The organism is Bacillus cereus group sp. N8 (genome assembly GCF_016483685.1).
GTDB lineage: Bacteria > Bacillota > Bacilli > Bacillales > Bacillaceae_G > Bacillus_A > Bacillus_A proteolyticus.
The window spans coordinates 82,888-98,427 of sequence record NZ_JAEHBK010000011.1; the positions used below are offsets into that span (position 1 = coordinate 82,888).

Below are 15,540 nucleotides of genomic sequence, written 5' to 3' on the forward strand. Positions count from 1 at the left end.
GCTACAGTGGCTAGAATCTATTGGCCATTTCACTCCCTCGGACGAAGCAAAAAGCGCTTCTCTGTCGGGAGCTCCAATGTCCAAAGATTCTGAGCGAGCCACTTTCGCTTTTTGTTTAATCCAGCTACAGTGGCTAGAATGTTCGGCGGCTTCGCTTCTTCCCTAGAGGCAAAGAACGCCTCAAGGTCAGAAGCTCCATCCACCTCACATTCTGGGCGAGCCACTTTCGCTTTTTGTTTACATTTGTTACAATAGTAAAAATAGAGGAGGGACGTTATATGCCAAAAGGTACAGGTAAGGTTATTGCACAAAATAAAAAAGCATTTCATGATTATTTCATCGAAGAAACATACGAAGCAGGGCTTGTCCTTCAAGGAACGGAAATTAAGTCGATTCGCGCTGGTCGCGTAAACTTGAAAGATGCGTTTGCACGTGTACATAATGGTGAAGTATGGGTTCATAATATGCACATTAATACGTACGAACAAGGGAATCGTTTCAACCATGATCCACTTCGTACGAGAAAATTACTTCTGCATAAAAAAGAAATTGATAAACTAGCGGGAGCTGCAAAAGAAACAGGTTACGCATTAGTTCCACTTAGAATCTATTTGAAAAATGGATTTGCAAAGATGGCACTTGGTTTAGCAAAAGGTAAGAAGCAATATGATAAACGTCACGATTTAAAAGAGAAAGAAGCTAAACGTGAGATTGCACGCGTGTTCCGTGATCGCCAAAAGATGTAATACAGATATTTACATTTGTAAAACGGCGCGCGTATGATATAATAACTTATGTAAGGTTGTTGCACATTGAAAAACAGCTCTTAGTAGCTATCACGATATTTTCTTCGTATGCTCCATTTTTATCATGGGGACGTTACGGATTCGACAGGGATAGTTCGAGCTTAGGTTGCGAGTCGAGGGGATCGGCCTCGTTAAAACGTCAAAGCCTATAATTGGCAAACAAAACAATCTTTCTTTAGCTGCTTAATTGCACTAAAGGTTCCTCCCTCCATCGTCCATGTGGTAGGGTAAGGGACTCAAACTAAGTGGACTACGCCGGAGTTCGCCGTCTGAGGGCGAAGGAAGAGAACAATCAGACTAGCAACTTGGAAGCCTGTCGATAGGCTGAAGAGTTTGCGAAATACTAATATATCGACTACACTCGTAGAAGCTTAAGTGCCGATATTTTTGGACGTGGGTTCGACTCCCACCGTCTCCACCAATACATATTTGGTGGTTTTTTTATTTTGTATATAACAAGAAGCATAAGATGGCCGTTTTGGCCAACTTATGCTTCTTTTAGTTTATGGCCAACTTATACTTCTTGATTTGAAAATTCAAGATAATTCCAATATCTCGGCTGTCCTCCTAAAAAATCGACACAAAAAGTAAAGCGCTTGCATAATTAAAAATCTGAGTTATAATACTTGTATACAAGTATACTTGATTAATATGAGAAGGTGACGTTATGACGGAATCAATGGAATTTCTTTATCCTGAAAAATGGCTTTCAAAAGCTTCTACTGGTGATCGTGTTGCGAGCGAACTTAGAATGCGTATTATTGCAGGTAAAATTGAAAACGGTACCATTCTATCAGAAAATAAATTAGCCGCCGATTTTTCTGTAAGTCGGTCACCTGTTCGTGAAGCATTAAAAGTACTGGCCTCAGAAAATATCATTCGCTTAGAAAGAATGGGCGCAGTTGTCATTGGTTTAACCGAAAAAGAAATTGAAGAAATATACGATGTTCGTTTACTCATAGAAACGTTTATCTTTGAACGGCTTGTAAAAATGGACACGAACGAGTTAGTAAAGGAACTGAATAAAATTATAGAAATGATGAAAATCGCCATTAAATATCATGATGCTGATGAGTTTTCTTATCAAGATGTCTTATTCCATGAAACGATTATTCGCACTATCCATCATTCCCATATCCTGATGATGTGGAATAATTTAAAGCCTGTTATGGAAAGCTTAGTCCTTTTATCAATGCGTACCCGTTTCAAGGAAAAATACGAAGACTTTGAACGGATTATCAAAAATCATGAGCTTTATATAAAAGCGATTGAATCAAAAGATCGAGCCCTCATGATTGAGGTCTTACATCAAAACTTTGATGATGTTCAAGGGAAAGTTGAAGACCTCTGGATGTCACAACAAATGTTATCTAAAGGAGTAGAGCAAGAACATGAGTAGCTATATGTTAGGTATAGATATCGGTACAACAAGTACCAAAGCAGTATTATTTACTGAAAAAGGAGAAGTCGTCCAAACAGAGAATATTGGTTACCCACTTCGCACACCGGATATATCCACAGCGGAACAAGATCCAGAAGAGATTTTTCAAGCTGTTTTGCGAGCGATTTCAAATATAACGAGACATCATTCAGATAAAAAACCATCGTTTATTTCATTTAGCAGCGCCATGCACAGTGTCATTGCAATGGATGAAAATGACCATCCGCTGACACCTTGTATCACCTGGGCAGATAATCGCAGTGAGGCATGGGCACATAAAATCAAAGATGAACTGAATGGCCATGAAGTTTATAGACGAACAGGAACACCCATTCACCCCATGTCACCATTAAGTAAAATTACTTGGATTGTGAATGACTATCCTGAAATCGCAGTCAAAACGAAAAAATATATCGGAATAAAAGAATATATCTTTAAAAAATTCTTTGATCAATATGTTGTGGATCATTCTCTCGCTTCATGCATGGGGATGATGAATCTACAAACACTAGATTGGGATGAAGAAGCTTTAAAAATTGCTGGTGTAACACCTGCTCAATTATCTGAGCTCGTACCAACCACCAAAATATTTAGCAACTGCAATCCGGATTTAGCTAAAAAGATTGGTATCGATTCACAAACACCGTTTGTCATTGGTGCCAGTGATGGAGTGCTTTCTAATCTAGGTGTGAATGCAATTAGAAAAGGTGAGATTGCAGTCACAATCGGAACAAGTGGTGCCATTCGAACCATCATTGACAAGCCGCAAACAGATGAAAAAGGAAGAATATTCTGTTATGCCTTAACGGAAAAACATTGGGTAATTGGTGGACCGGTAAACAATGGAGGGATGGTCCTTCGCTGGATTCGCGATGAACTTGCTTCATCAGAAGTAGAAACTGCGAAAAGACTAGGAATTGATCCATACGATGTATTAACCAAAATTGCTGAACGAGTGAGACCTGGCGCAGACGGATTATTATTCCACCCATACCTCGCAGGTGAACGTGCGCCATTATGGAATCCAGATGTACGTGGATCATTCTTCGGCTTAACTATGTCACATAAGAAGGAACATATGATTCGTGCAGCTTTAGAAGGCGTTATTTATAATTTATACACGGTATTTTTAGCATTAATCGAATGTATGGACGGCCCTGTGACCCGTATTCAAGCAACAGGAGGCTTCGCAAGGTCTGACGTTTGGCGACAAATGATGTCCGATATTTTCTCATCTGAAGTCGTTGTTCCAAAAAGCTACGAAAGCTCCTGTCTAGGTGCATGTATATTAGGTCTCTATGCTACAGGAAAAATTGATTCTTTTGAAATCGTTTCCGAAATGGTTGGCAGCACCTATAAACACACACCGAAAGAAGAAGCAACAAAAGAATATAGACAATTACTACCGATATTTATCAACCTATCAAGAGTATTAGAAGACGATTATACACGAATTGCTAATTATCAAAGAAATTTAATAAAGTAAAACTTTCATCAGTGATCCCCCACTCCTCATCTCTCTTTAAATTTTGAGGTTGGGGGTTACTACCAAAAAAATAGGGGATAAACACAAATACAGCTAATATTATGGGGGAATTACGATGCCATTAGTCATTGTAGCAATTGGGATTTTAGCATTACTTTTACTGATAATGCGCTTTAAATTAAATACCTTTATTTCATTAATCATTGTATCGTTCGGCGTTGCTTTAGCACTTGGAATGCCGCCAGAAAAAATTGTTAAAACCATTGAAGCAGGATTAGGCGGAACACTTGGTCATTTAGCACTCGTTTTTGGACTTGGTGCGATGTTAGGTAAGTTGCTTTCAGATTCTGGGGGCGCACAACGCATTGCCATGACCCTTGTGAACAAATTTGGTGAAAAGAACATTCAATGGGCTGTTGTGACTGCCTCATTTATTATCGGTATTGCATTATTTTTTGAAGTAGGATTAGTATTATTAATTCCGATTGTATTTGCTATTTCAAGAGAATTAAAAGTTTCTATCTTATATCTCGGTATTCCGATGGCAGCAGCTTTATCTGTAACACACGGATTTTTACCGCCACACCCAGGACCAACTGCTATCGCTGGTGAGTTGCATGCAAACATCGGTGAAGTATTACTTTATGGTTTTATGATAGCGGTTCCAACAGTTATTTTAGCGGGACCTGTATTTACTAAAATTGCAAAAAAACTAGTACCTGAAGCATTCACAAAAACTGGTAATATCAAATCTTTAGGCGAGCAGAGAGTATTTAAACTTGAAGAAACTCCTGGCTTTGGAATCAGTGTTTTTACCGCTTTACTGCCTGTTATTTTAATGGCAATCGCTACAATTATTACTTTGCTGCAAAAAACAATGGGATTTAAAGATAATAGTTTACTAGCAGCGATCCAGTTTATTGGGAATGCGGATACTGCCATGTTAATATCCTTATTAGTTGCGATCTATACAATGGGATTGGCAAGAAATATTCCAATCAAGAACGTGATGGAATCTTGTACAACAGCGATCTCAAATATTGGGATGATGCTCTTAATTATTGGCGGAGGCGGAGCCTTCAAACAAGTATTAATTGATGGCGGCGTTGGTAACTATGTAGCCGAATTATTCAAAGGAACTTCATTATCACCGATCTTGCTCGCATGGATTATCGCTGCCATCTTACGTATTTCATTAGGGTCTGCTACGGTTGCTTCATTAACAACTGTCGGTTTAGTGATCCCAATGTTAGGTCACTCTGACGTTAACCTTGCTTTAGTTGTCCTTGCAACAGGAGCTGGTAGTTTAATTGCTTCACACGTGAACGATGCTGGTTTCTGGATGTTCAAAGAGTACTTTGGTTTAAGCATGAAAGAAACATTTGCAACATGGACCTTGCTTGAGACTATCATTTCCGTAGCCGGATTAGGATTTACTTTATTACTAAGCTTATTTGTATAGACCTTTCTAGACAGTAAAAGGGGTACGGAAACGATTCAAAAAATAACCCGCCACATCTGAAAATTTTTTCAATTAAACTTTTGGGATAAGTCATATGGGATACTCTTTCCTTAGGGAAATTGGCAAATAGTCTACCGTCCCAATTAAGTACACTCTACTGGGATGAATTTAAAATGTATATTGTTAAAAAACAATTTAAATAGAATATTTCGGGTTTGGAAAAGTAAACAGATACAAAAATTCTATTTTTTACAGATGTGGCGGGTCAATGTCCGGATCGTAGCCGTATGCCAATGAGGGAACGATTTGCTGATGAAAAGCGTCCAGCGTATTTTACAGCGCGCAATGATGGATTAGTAGTTGTTAGGCACGATCCCGAATACAGTCGGTGCAGAATTTAATCTGAGGCCCGGAGAGGTTATTACGAAAATAAACGGCGTGATTCCTAAAAGTACAGAGGAGTTTTATGATGCGCTGCAGTCCAAGACGACAGGGGCATTTTGTAAGTTAGAAGTACTTGATACAAAAGGTTAGCTTCACCTTGCTCAAACAGCGCGGTGGACATCATGAATTAGGCATTGTGTTTGTAGAGCAAGATCATAAGTGGGATACGGAAGTTGGATGATGTGATTTTTCATGATTAATTGATAAGGATGGAAGTTTCTCTTTATTTTTTAACTTGATGGCGATGTGCCGTGTTCCTATGATCTTTTACACGCATCTTGGCGGAGCATATTGAAATGAATAAGATGGATTATTTGATTAAAGTGTTACTTTAGGTATATATACTATAATATAGACAGAGTAACATGCATAGAAAGGAACGATGAAATATGCCAAAGCAAAAAATTGGAGTTGTTGGTGTGGGCGTTATGGGAAAAAGCCTCGCACTTAACTTTGAAAGTAAAGGGTATTCTGTTGCCCTATATGATATTTCAAAGGAAAAAGTAAATGAAATCATTGAGGAAAACCGTGGTAAAAACATGGTTGGTACTCACATGGTTGAAGAGTTTGTTAACTCACTTGAATCACCTAGAAAAATTTTGTTAATGGTTAATGCAGGGGAAATTACAGATAAGGCGATTGATTCTCTGCTTCCTCACCTCGATAAAGGTGATATTTTAATTGACGGCGGTAATACATACTTTGTCGATACAATTCGCCGAAACAAACGTCTTGCCGAAAATGGAATCAATTTCATTGGAGCAGGTGTGTCAGGCGGAGAAGAGGGGGCATTGAAGGGACCGTCTATTATGCCGGGCGGACAGAAGGCTGCATACGAAAAAGTGAAGGATATGCTTGAAAATATCTCTGCAAAAGTGAATGACGAGCCTTGCTGTTCTTATATCGGACCTAATGGTGCGGGCCACTATGTAAAGATGGTTCACAACGGTATTGAGTATGGAGATATGCAATTAATTTGTGAAGCATATTTCTTCTTGAAACAAACACTTGATTTGACTGCAGAAGAGTTTTATGAAATATTTGCTGAATGGAATAAGGGCGAACTGAACAGTTATCTAATCGAGATTACAGCAGACATTTTCACGAAGAAAGATGAAGAAACTGGAAAGCCATTAGTGGATGTTATTCTTGATACTGCGGGACAAAAGGGCACAGGGAAATGGATAAGCCAAAGTGCACTTGATTTAGGTATTTCTCTTCCGATTATCACAGAATCTGTATTCGCACGTTGTATTTCTGCTTTAAAAGAAGAGCGTGTGCATGCAAGCAAATTATTATCTGGCCCTAAAGATAAACCAGCGCTTGGAATTGAAAAAGCAGAATTAATTGAAGCAGTGCGCCAAGCTTTATATATGAGTAAAGTTTGTTCTTATGCGCAAGGATTCACGCAATTAAAGGCAGCTTCTGAGGAATATGACTGGAACCTTGATTTTGGCAGCATTTCTATGCTTTGGAGAGGCGGATGTATTATTCGTGCAGCCTTTTTACAGAACATTAAAGAAGCTTATGAGAAGAACACTGACTTACCGAATCTTTTACTTGACCCATACTTTAAAGAAATTGTGGAGTCATACCAAGGCGGATTACGTCAAATTATCTCATTGGCTGTACAACAAGGTATTCCGGTACCTGCATTTTCAGCAGCGATTTCTTACTATGACAGCTATCGTACTGCAACACTACCTGCAAACTTGTTACAAGCGCAGCGCGATTATTTTGGAGCACATACGTATAAACGAGTAGATAAAGAAGGTACATTCCATACGAAATGGATATAAAATAAAAAATGGACCAAGATTGAAATCTTGGTCCATTTTTTTATTCTGCATTAACGGGCAGTTTCATTTTATTGAAGTAATACCACCTTCAACATGTGTCAGGTCAAAAACCTTTGTTTCGCCCACCAATTTCTCGATATCAGGTGTTTCAAACGTGTCTCCGTCATTGATCATATGCAAAGGCGCATCAATATGCGTTCCTGTATGAGCATCCATTTTTAATGTGGATTCTGTTACATGACCGTTTGTAACTTTAGAAAGTTGAGGCTGTTTTTTCTGGTTTATTTTTATATACAGGCATTCCTTCGTAAATAGGTACTGTAATGTCATATACTTTTTTCATAAAAATTCTCTTTTTGCCTTTGCTAGGATTAGATTGAATAGTCACTATCATCGGAAATTGGCCACCAATGTAAGCTGTTTTCTGCAAGCAAATCATCTGAAGCTTGAGGTCCCATTGATCCTGATTCATAAGTAAGTAAATCGGTTGATACATCCTGTTTCCATGCTTTAGAAATAACATCAACAAATTTCCATGATAACGCTACTTCATCCCAGTGAGTAAAGTTTGTTGCATCGCCTTGAATTGCATCATATATCAGCTTCTCATAAGCTTCTGGTGTATTTACTCCGTCTACGCAGTCATTGCAGTAATCAAGTTTAAATGGTTTCGTCTTTTCAGAAGTACCGATTTTCTTACCATTTAAAACAAGAGAAATTCCTTCATCCGGCTGAATATGAATAATAAGCAGGTTCGGATGAACGCTGTTTTCTAATTTAGAATATAAATTCATTGGCAATTCTTTAAACTGAATAACGATTTTTGTTGATTTCTCTTGCATGCGTTTACCCGTACGAATGTAGATCGGCACACCAGCCCAGCGGAAATTGTCTATTAATAATTTACCCGCCACAAATGTTTCCGTTCTTGAGTTTGGATCCACTTTATTTTCGCTTCTGTACCCAGGAACTTCTTTTCCGTTGATTGTTCCTGGACCATACTGACTTCGCACAAAGTATTGATCCACTTCGTCTACTGCTATTGGTCGAAGTGTACGTAATGCTTTAATTTTTTCGCTTCGGATTTCTTCTGTTGTTAAACGAATTGGCGGTTCCATTGCCAGTAAAGCAACCATTTGTAACATATGATTTTGTATCATATCTCTTAAGGCACCGGAATTGTCATAGTATCCTCCGCGATCCTCTACGCCTAAAGATTCACTGGATGTAATTTGAATATTAGAGATGTATCTATTATTCCACAATGATTCAAATATTGCGTTTGCAAAACGAATAACGCCAATGTTTTGAACCATTTCTTTTCCTAGATAATGGTCAATGCGATAAATTTCATCTTCCGCAAATGCGTGACGAAGTTCTTCATTTAATTTTTGTGCGGATGGCAAGTCATGTCCAAAAGGTTTTTCGATAATCAATCGATTCCAGCCGCTTGAGTTTGTCACGCCTTCTGATTTCAAGTAAGAAGCAATTGTTCCAAAGAATTCAGGAGCCATCGCCATATAAAACATTCTGTTTCCTGGAATAGTGAATTGTTCTTCAAGGTTAGTAATTAATGCATTCAAATCTTGGTATGAAGCAGTATTCGTAACATCAAACGCTAAGTAGCGGAAATGAGTTAAAAATTCATCTAAATCATTCCCTGGTTCAATTTTTGATTCTTGAATAGAGGTTAATACATTTTCACGAAATACATCGTCACTCCATTCACGTCTCGCTACACCAACAACAGCAAAATTTTTAGAGAGCTGTCCTTTTTTATATAGGCTATATATAGAAGGGAATAATTTTCTCTTCGCTAAATCTCCTGTTGCTCCAAATATAACCATAGTGCAATATGTATTGTCGTTATTGTTCACTGGGTACCCTCACCTTTATTAATGTATATCGAATAGTATCTCACAAAATTTTAACACAATTTGAAAGAAGTCTCCTACTTTTAAGTATGTGTAGGAAAGCAGGAATAAATCTTTTATTAAGGCGAAGTAGAAAATCAAAAGAAAAAGCACGAAATCATCTCTACCATGTAATTGTAAACGTAAAGTAACTCCAAAATATACAATAAAAGTTGATTTTAGAGTTATTTTTTGTTTACTTCACTTTTTTTCGGCACTCTGCAACTAGATGGTAAATCCATTGACCACGGCAAGACTTTATCAATTTCCTCTTCTTTGTTAGAGGTCATGGGTGTATCATATAAAGATTCTAATGAATAAGCTAGTAATTTTGAATATCCTCTGCTGCTAATAGGTATTTTTATTTGCTGTTTTGTGAAATTCACGGTCAGCTTATGGGTTAATAATTAACACACGGCCAACTTATGCTTCCACAAATAAAAGGAGTATCTCTTGCTTAACAAGAGATACTCCTTTTATTTGTTTTTGATAATCATTTATTATTTTATCCCTAATTTTTCTTTTGTTTTTGCAGGTAAATCTGATTTTTGTACTTCTTCATAAGATTTAACTTCTGTGTCTGGTATATCTGTTTTCTTTTTGTCCTCTTGTTTAATGTAAAGGCGTAAAAATGCATTTTCTTTCATTTTTTCATTACTTGGTTTTTGACTAGCGAAAGTAACTTTTTTTTCGCCTCCATCTTCACCGTAAGTAGGTAAAGTATAGACACGTTTATTTTCTTTAATTTCACCTTCACCTTGGATTTGAACGTAGTATTCTTCTGTACCAATTTTGCTTGGAGAAGATACATCACATCCTACCGCAAAGCTAGCGAATAGGGCGAAAGTTGCGCATGAAGCAAGTATTTTTTCATATAAAAACTCCTCTAAAAGTTATTTGTATGTTTAAACTGGACTAACTAATTATTAGTTTACAAGGAATATATATGTGCAAACATCGATGTATCTAACTGGAAACTTACATTTTTGTAAGGAACCCTTATTTTGAAATCTATCTATATAAAAAGTGATTTTTCGTCATCTTGAATGATTTTAAATTTAAAGTAGTAATGAAAATATATTACATGAAAAGTTGTTGAGCGATTTTAATAACAGCAGCAACACCAGATAGTAAAACGAAACCGCCTAAGCAAGAAACAGTAGCGATGTAGCTGAATAATAAGTCTTGGTTTTCTTTCATGAGAATTCGCTCCTTTAAGTGATTTAATAATGTATGATTGCAATGAATTTGTATATTACATGAAAAGTTGTTGAGTGATTTTAATAATAGCGGCAACGCCAGATAGTAAAATGAAACCGCCTAAGCAAGAAACGGTAGCGATGTAGCTGAATAATAAGTCTTGTTTTTCTTTCATGAGAATTCGCTCCTTTAAAAGTGTCTTTATTGTTGATTGATTATCTACTTTTAGTTTATATAAAATGTAAGATTGGAAACATCGAAGTAACTAACAATTGGCTTACAGTATTGTAAGGAATCTTACAGAAGTATGAAAAAAGGCTATTCTATTGAAAGAATAGCCGAAGTCTGAAGTAGATGATTTTAGGAAGTTCTCTCATCTAACTTCATTTTTTTTATGAACTGTTTCGTTGCTGGATTTGTAAGGAGAAGTAAGCGGAATGATGTTCCACCGTAATAGACACATTTCTTGATTTTAGTAACTATTGTTTGTTTTTGTGTAGGAGAAAGACGATCGATGTCATTTTCTTCTAACAAATAAATAACCTCTAACATATTTATTTCTGCTTTTTGGGCGATACGATTAGATTTTAACTTTATATACATAAAATTAATGGTTGCGCCAATTGTATAAGGTAATAAAGCTAATTGAGCTTTCTTTTCTAAATTCGTTTTAAAATCACTCATATTAAAATTCATTTCCTCGCCAAGTAGTACAGAAACATCCTGAATAAAAATAACGAGCAATAATAGCGTTGTTGCAATCATTGAATTGGATATGAAAAAAGCATTTTCTGTACGACTTAGTTGATAAGGAGGTCGTATCCATACAATTCCCATTTGGACGATAATTCCGATGAAAATTGTTAAGATGATGGAGAAGTTATTTAAAAGGTCAAAATGAGTTAAACTACCTATCGTTGATAATAAACTAGTACTTATTATCGTTCCAGTGATAACTGAAGAGAGTATTAATAATATGGTCATTAATATATTTGTCCATTGTAGTGCAAGATAAAGGCTAGTCACTGTTACCGCACTTAAAAGTAAAATCATTTGCATCACATTAGAGATTAGGTCTGAAAAAGAAGATGAGATGGATGCATTAATTTGTAATAAGCTATTGAAGCTCGATGCAGAGATGAGCAAGCTATACAATATTTTTGTATAGCACTTGTAAATGTACCTTCGATAAGGTAATTCTTTATGGGAATCAAAGAGAGAAAAGAAGGTCAATTCTTTCACCTTTTGATGTTCTTGTTTCATTTCGAAGTAAATATTTTTAGCGAAATATAGATAAAGTAACATGACCATAAGCCAACTCATATTAACGAACCATAGCCCATAAAACTCCTTGGGGTTAAAGAGAATAGAAATGATTTTGGTCCCTATATACATATAAATAGCAATACAAATAAATGCATTTGTTTTTTTGCTTAAGTTATAGGCGGAAAATTTTCTAATCTGTTTACTAAAGAAAAAGTGTAGAGAATTTCTTAGTAGTTGTTTCACATGTTGCAATAAAATAACTCCTTTCGTCTATTCAGATCAGTTGTTGAAATTTAAAAATAGAATTTAGTTCATATATTAGTATAGTGGATAAATGATTAATAAGGGTATAAAAAAGCTGATGACAGCATGTCACCAGCTTTTTGTATTATCTTTCTTTCGGAAGCACAATACTTTTATACAACTGAACTGTAATTAAGTAATAAACAGTGTAGATTACCGCAAAAATCGCCAGTGGAACCCAAATACGGAAGTATAGGTCAACCATAATGAAGGAGAACATATTCATACCAACAATTACATGGGAGATGCCAATAGTAGCTGGGAATAAGAATACTAACAATAACTCCTTATAGATAGATCTCGCTAATAGCTCACGACGAACTCCTATTTTAATTGATAAATTAGAGGATGAGTTAGGGAAAATAGATCACTTCGTTGAACAAGCTTTATATTATTCACGGCTTGATTCCTTCTCAAAAGATTATTTTATTCAAGAAGTTTCTCTAGAGGCGATTACGGGAGCTAGTATGAAAAAATATGCTAAGTCATTTATTTCAAAACGCATTCAATTTAAACGCACAAACTTACAACTTTTAGTAGAGAGTGATACAAAATGGCTATCTTTTATTGTCGATCAGATTGTGGCAAATGCATTGAAGTATACTGATTCGCATGGAGAAATTAAGTTTATTGGAGAGGAAAGCGAAAATGAAAAGCGTCTCATTATTCAAGATAATGGAATTGGTATTAAGCTTGAAGACGCTGGACGAGTATTTGAACGTGGATTTACAGGAGTGAATGGACGAGTTCATACGAAATCAACGGGATTAGGATTATATTTAGCGAAACGATTGTCTCATAAATTAGGGCATGATATTTCTATTGAATCGAAAGAGAACGAATATACAAAAGTGACACTACACTTTCCTAAAGGAAATCAATATCATACGATCGCGAAAGCATAACAAGAGCACTTATTCTATGGGTAAGTGCTCTTGTTATGCTTTCTTTTATTTAGTATGAGCAAAGGGTCTTTTTGTTTGCGGCAAAATTATGCTTCTTTTATAAAATGCTAATAATGTTGTAAGCCAGAATGATAGGATTACAAAAGTGTAATGTGGGTGTAAGGAAACTGAATTGCCCCTTTTTTTTTAGATAAAGCATACTTAAGGTAAGGAAGATTTATATGTTAATGAATATAAATCTTACAAGTAGAGCAGAAAGGTTAGGTATTATCGTATGAAATGGATCATGAGAATTTTTGTATTATTAGCTATAGTAGGAGGGGCTTTCTACTACCTGAAGTCAGGGAATGGATACTATTCAACTAAACAATATTATGTAAAAGTAATGACGGATTCTAAAGTAGAAAACGAAAAATTGAGTAATGGAGAAGTTCTTACGTATCATGTTTACGATGAGAAGGTGTACGATAAAAAAGGGGAAGAAAGAAAACTGCAAATTTCCGTACAAGATAAATTGGAAAAAAATCAATATTATTTGATTGATTGGGAAGATCGTCGTGGGATTGTTTCTAAAATAGCTAAAGTAGATCAAGCAAAAATAGATAAAGGTATCGTAGACAAATTGAACGGTGCCTCATAATGAGTTAGGACAAATTAACTAGTAGCTGTGTTAGAGCAAAGAGGTTAAGACATTTTAGAAAATAAGAGAGTGTGTTATAAAAACAAAAGGATCGAACCGTCTGGTTTGTCCTTTTTTATTAGGAGCGAATTGAGGCTGTAACACCTGCACAGATAATTTGTAGTTCAATTCTTCTATATTATAATCCCTGGTATTTATATTTCAATAGAGTTTAAATTCTTTAAAAAGGGGCGTTAGAGAAACTATGGTGTTATATGACATATGTGAAGAAGAAACGCTGTCAATTCAGTAATAAGAAATTGCTGAGTTTAGTAGAGAATATGTTGCTAAAACAGATAATTTCCGGAAATACGAAATCAATATAAAAGAGGAGTATCGTTATAAATGACTTATCTAACTACAATTTTATCAATAGCAGGTATCGTTATCATGTCTTTAGCAAGAATTAATTTTAGAATAAGGGCGTTTGTTAATAAACCTGCTTGGGGGGGCTTCACTCTTCCTTTAGTCCTAATTGGATTTATTTCATTTTGTGCTGGCATGATTTTGGCTTTTGTAAATCATCAACTGTAAGGTGAGAATATTGTGAAGACGGAGATCTAAATGGTTTTCGTCTTTTTGCAAATTTAAAAAGATTTTTTAGCAAAGCTTATCCACCTACAGGGCTTTTTAGTTGTACTACAATTTACGGAACAATTTATAATTTCGCTCATGTTGCATAAGAATCTAACTAATCAAAAAGCCAACTTTCTTAATAGAAAATTGGCTTTTAATATGTTGAAATTTTTCTGTAGACTATGCTTTTATTATATTCCAAATAAAATAATAAATATCAATGATGGAACAAATTGCAGTTACTATATAATAGCTACTCTTAATGATTAAATAATATGTATTTAAATCTTCATATCCTTTGTGTTTCTATCCGTATCTATTGTAAGATTATATAGAGTTCTCCTAATAAGCTGTTATAATGGCTTTTTTTAGGGATTTAACATTTATAAATCTTAAATTATGTTTTTATCTAACTAAGTTATATTGAAGTAGAGGTGAACCATCGGTGAAGCAGGTGTTAGTAATTAAGAATGAACGGTCTTTAGCGAAGAAAATCGTAAGCGGTCTAACGCAAGAAGGCTCTTTCATTTTAAAACTTCACAATGAAAACCAGGGTTTAAATATAATATATGAACAAGATTGGGATATTATCATATTGGATTGGGATTCATTAAGTATATCCGGACCAGAAATTTGTAGACAAATACGACTTGTTAAAACGACACCGATCATTATTGTGACCGACAATATTTCTAGCAAGGATTGTATAGCAGGGTTACAAGCAGGAGCAGATGATTATATAAGAAAACCATTTGTGAAAGAAGAATTAGTAGCAAGGGTTCAAGCGATTTTAAGAAGAACTGACTGTATCCAGCAAAATGAGATAAACTTTTTTCAGTTTAAAGATCTCTTTGTTGATGCATCTAGCAATATTGTGAAAAAAGGTAGTGAAAATCTCTCACTTACGAAGCGCGAGTACGATTTACTTGTATTTTTAATCAAGAATAAAAACACAATATTGAGCCGTGAAATGCTTTTGAATCAGGTTTGGGGATATAACGTAGTAGTAAATCCCAATGTAGTAGACTTATATATTGGGTATGTAAGAAAAAAATTAAAGTGTGAGAAGAAAGACAGATATATTCAAACGATACATGGCAGAGGCTATTCAATGGTTGATTGATAAAAATAAGATAATAGGTAAAGTGCAGTTTGTTATAATAGAAAAAACGAGTAAAACTGTTTCATTCAGTTTTACTCGTTTTTTTGTATTAAATTTGATAATCAAATAGTTTCTGAGAAATATTAAAAGACGGAAAC

At 35.5% G+C, this 15,540-nt stretch carries 13 protein-coding genes, 1 other RNA gene and 4 pseudogenes; 11 read left to right on the forward strand and 7 right to left on the reverse strand.

Annotated elements, in window-relative coordinates; genetic code table 11:
- Positions 1 to 29: 29 nt before the first annotated feature.
- Positions 30 to 224 (reverse strand): hypothetical protein, encoded by a 195-nt coding sequence (locus JDS80_RS31265; RefSeq protein ID WP_242477371.1) that lies wholly within the window; start codon positions 222 to 224, stop codon positions 30 to 32.
- 54 nt (positions 225 to 278) lie between these two features.
- On the opposite strand from JDS80_RS31265, the gene smpB reads away from it, so the two are divergent.
- From smpB to gndA, 7 genes and pseudogenes are all read left to right on the forward strand, one after another.
- Positions 279 to 746, forward strand: a complete 468-nt coding sequence (gene smpB / locus JDS80_RS17285; protein WP_001123920.1) for an SsrA-binding protein — start codon at positions 279 to 281, stop codon at positions 744 to 746.
- A 126-nt stretch (positions 747 to 872) separates the two neighbouring features.
- Positions 873 to 1,227: a transfer-messenger RNA gene (ssrA, locus tag JDS80_RS17290) on the forward strand.
- A gap of 246 nt (positions 1,228 to 1,473) precedes the next feature.
- On the forward strand, positions 1,474 to 2,205 hold the full coding sequence (locus JDS80_RS17295; RefSeq protein ID WP_071748046.1) for a GntR family transcriptional regulator: 732 nt from the start codon (positions 1,474 to 1,476) through the stop codon (positions 2,203 to 2,205).
- Positions 2,198 to 3,733, forward strand: a complete 1,536-nt coding sequence (gntK, locus tag JDS80_RS17300) for a gluconokinase (RefSeq protein ID WP_071770837.1) — start codon at positions 2,198 to 2,200, stop codon at positions 3,731 to 3,733. The genes JDS80_RS17295 and gntK overlap by 8 nt, the downstream gene beginning before the upstream one ends.
- Positions 3,734 to 3,848: 115 nt before the next feature.
- On the forward strand, positions 3,849 to 5,195 hold the full coding sequence (gene gntP, locus JDS80_RS17305) for a gluconate permease GntP (protein ID WP_071748048.1): 1,347 nt from the start codon (positions 3,849 to 3,851) through the stop codon (positions 5,193 to 5,195).
- 299 nt (positions 5,196 to 5,494) lie between these two features.
- Positions 5,495 to 5,820: pseudogene (locus tag JDS80_RS17310) on the forward strand (PDZ domain-containing protein); the annotation flags it as partial.
- Positions 5,821 to 6,028: 208 nt separating this feature from the next.
- Positions 6,029 to 7,438, forward strand: coding sequence for an NADP-dependent phosphogluconate dehydrogenase (gndA, locus tag JDS80_RS17315; protein WP_071748049.1), 1,410 nt, complete (start codon positions 6,029 to 6,031; stop codon positions 7,436 to 7,438).
- 75 nt (positions 7,439 to 7,513) lie between these two features.
- On the opposite strand, the pseudogene JDS80_RS17320 reads toward gndA, so the two are convergent.
- The 6 genes and pseudogenes from JDS80_RS17320 to JDS80_RS17345 form a co-directional block, all read right to left on the reverse strand.
- A pseudogene (locus tag JDS80_RS17320) lies at positions 7,514 to 7,781 on the reverse strand (cyclase family protein); the annotation flags it as partial.
- Between the two features lie 28 nt (positions 7,782 to 7,809).
- Positions 7,810 to 9,285 (reverse strand): glucose-6-phosphate dehydrogenase, encoded by a 1,476-nt coding sequence (gene zwf / locus JDS80_RS17325; RefSeq protein WP_199639398.1) that lies wholly within the window; start codon positions 9,283 to 9,285, stop codon positions 7,810 to 7,812.
- 566 nt (positions 9,286 to 9,851) lie between these two features.
- Entirely contained in the window at positions 9,852 to 10,217 is a 366-nt protein-coding gene (locus JDS80_RS17330) for a DUF1093 domain-containing protein (RefSeq protein WP_199639400.1), read from the reverse strand.
- 214 nt (positions 10,218 to 10,431) lie between these two features.
- Entirely contained in the window at positions 10,432 to 10,551 is a 120-nt protein-coding gene (locus JDS80_RS17335; RefSeq protein ID WP_180237307.1) for a DUF4027 family protein, read from the reverse strand.
- Between the two features lie 360 nt (positions 10,552 to 10,911).
- On the reverse strand, positions 10,912 to 12,069 hold the full coding sequence (locus tag JDS80_RS17340) for an AcrB/AcrD/AcrF family protein (protein WP_199639367.1): 1,158 nt from the start codon (positions 12,067 to 12,069) through the stop codon (positions 10,912 to 10,914).
- A gap of 136 nt (positions 12,070 to 12,205) precedes the next feature.
- Positions 12,206 to 12,451, reverse strand: a pseudogene (locus tag JDS80_RS17345) (ABC transporter permease); the annotation flags it as partial.
- On the opposite strand from JDS80_RS17345, the pseudogene JDS80_RS17350 reads away from it, so the two are divergent.
- From JDS80_RS17350 to JDS80_RS17365, 4 genes and pseudogenes are all read left to right on the forward strand, one after another.
- Positions 12,444 to 13,025, forward strand: a pseudogene (locus JDS80_RS17350) (ATP-binding protein); the annotation flags it as partial. The pseudogenes JDS80_RS17345 and JDS80_RS17350 overlap by 8 nt on opposite strands.
- Before the next feature lie 274 nt (positions 13,026 to 13,299).
- Entirely contained in the window at positions 13,300 to 13,665 is a 366-nt protein-coding gene (locus tag JDS80_RS17355; protein WP_071748053.1) for a YxeA family protein, read from the forward strand.
- Between the two features lie 384 nt (positions 13,666 to 14,049).
- Positions 14,050 to 14,238, forward strand: coding sequence for a hypothetical protein (locus JDS80_RS17360; RefSeq protein ID WP_071748054.1), 189 nt, complete (start codon positions 14,050 to 14,052; stop codon positions 14,236 to 14,238).
- A gap of 487 nt (positions 14,239 to 14,725) precedes the next feature.
- A complete protein-coding gene (locus tag JDS80_RS17365; RefSeq protein WP_071748055.1) occupies positions 14,726 to 15,403 on the forward strand; it encodes a response regulator transcription factor in 678 nt (225 codons plus the stop codon).
- The last annotated feature ends 137 nt before the right edge of the window (positions 15,404 to 15,540 follow it).

What these genes read in the sequence shown, in the direction of transcription:
- smpB (WP_001123920.1), top strand. Translation starts at nt 279, where the DNA reads ATGCCAAAAGGTACAGGTAAGGTTATTGCACAAAATAAAAAAGCATTT.
- JDS80_RS17295 (WP_071748046.1), top strand. Translation starts at nt 1,474, where the DNA reads ATGACGGAATCAATGGAATTTCTTTATCCTGAAAAATGGCTTTCAAAA.
- gntK (WP_071770837.1), top strand. Translation starts at nt 2,198, where the DNA reads ATGAGTAGCTATATGTTAGGTATAGATATCGGTACAACAAGTACCAAA.
- gntP (WP_071748048.1), top strand. Translation starts at nt 3,849, where the DNA reads ATGCCATTAGTCATTGTAGCAATTGGGATTTTAGCATTACTTTTACTG.
- gndA (WP_071748049.1), top strand. Translation starts at nt 6,029, where the DNA reads ATGCCAAAGCAAAAAATTGGAGTTGTTGGTGTGGGCGTTATGGGAAAA.
- zwf (WP_199639398.1), bottom strand. Translation starts at nt 9,285, where the DNA reads ATGGTTATATTTGGAGCAACAGGAGATTTAGCGAAGAGAAAATTATTC.
- JDS80_RS17335 (WP_180237307.1), bottom strand. Translation starts at nt 10,551, where the DNA reads ATGAAAGAAAACCAAGACTTATTATTCAGCTACATCGCTACTGTTTCT.
- JDS80_RS17355 (WP_071748053.1), top strand. Translation starts at nt 13,300, where the DNA reads ATGAAATGGATCATGAGAATTTTTGTATTATTAGCTATAGTAGGAGGG.
- JDS80_RS17360 (WP_071748054.1), top strand. Translation starts at nt 14,050, where the DNA reads ATGACTTATCTAACTACAATTTTATCAATAGCAGGTATCGTTATCATG.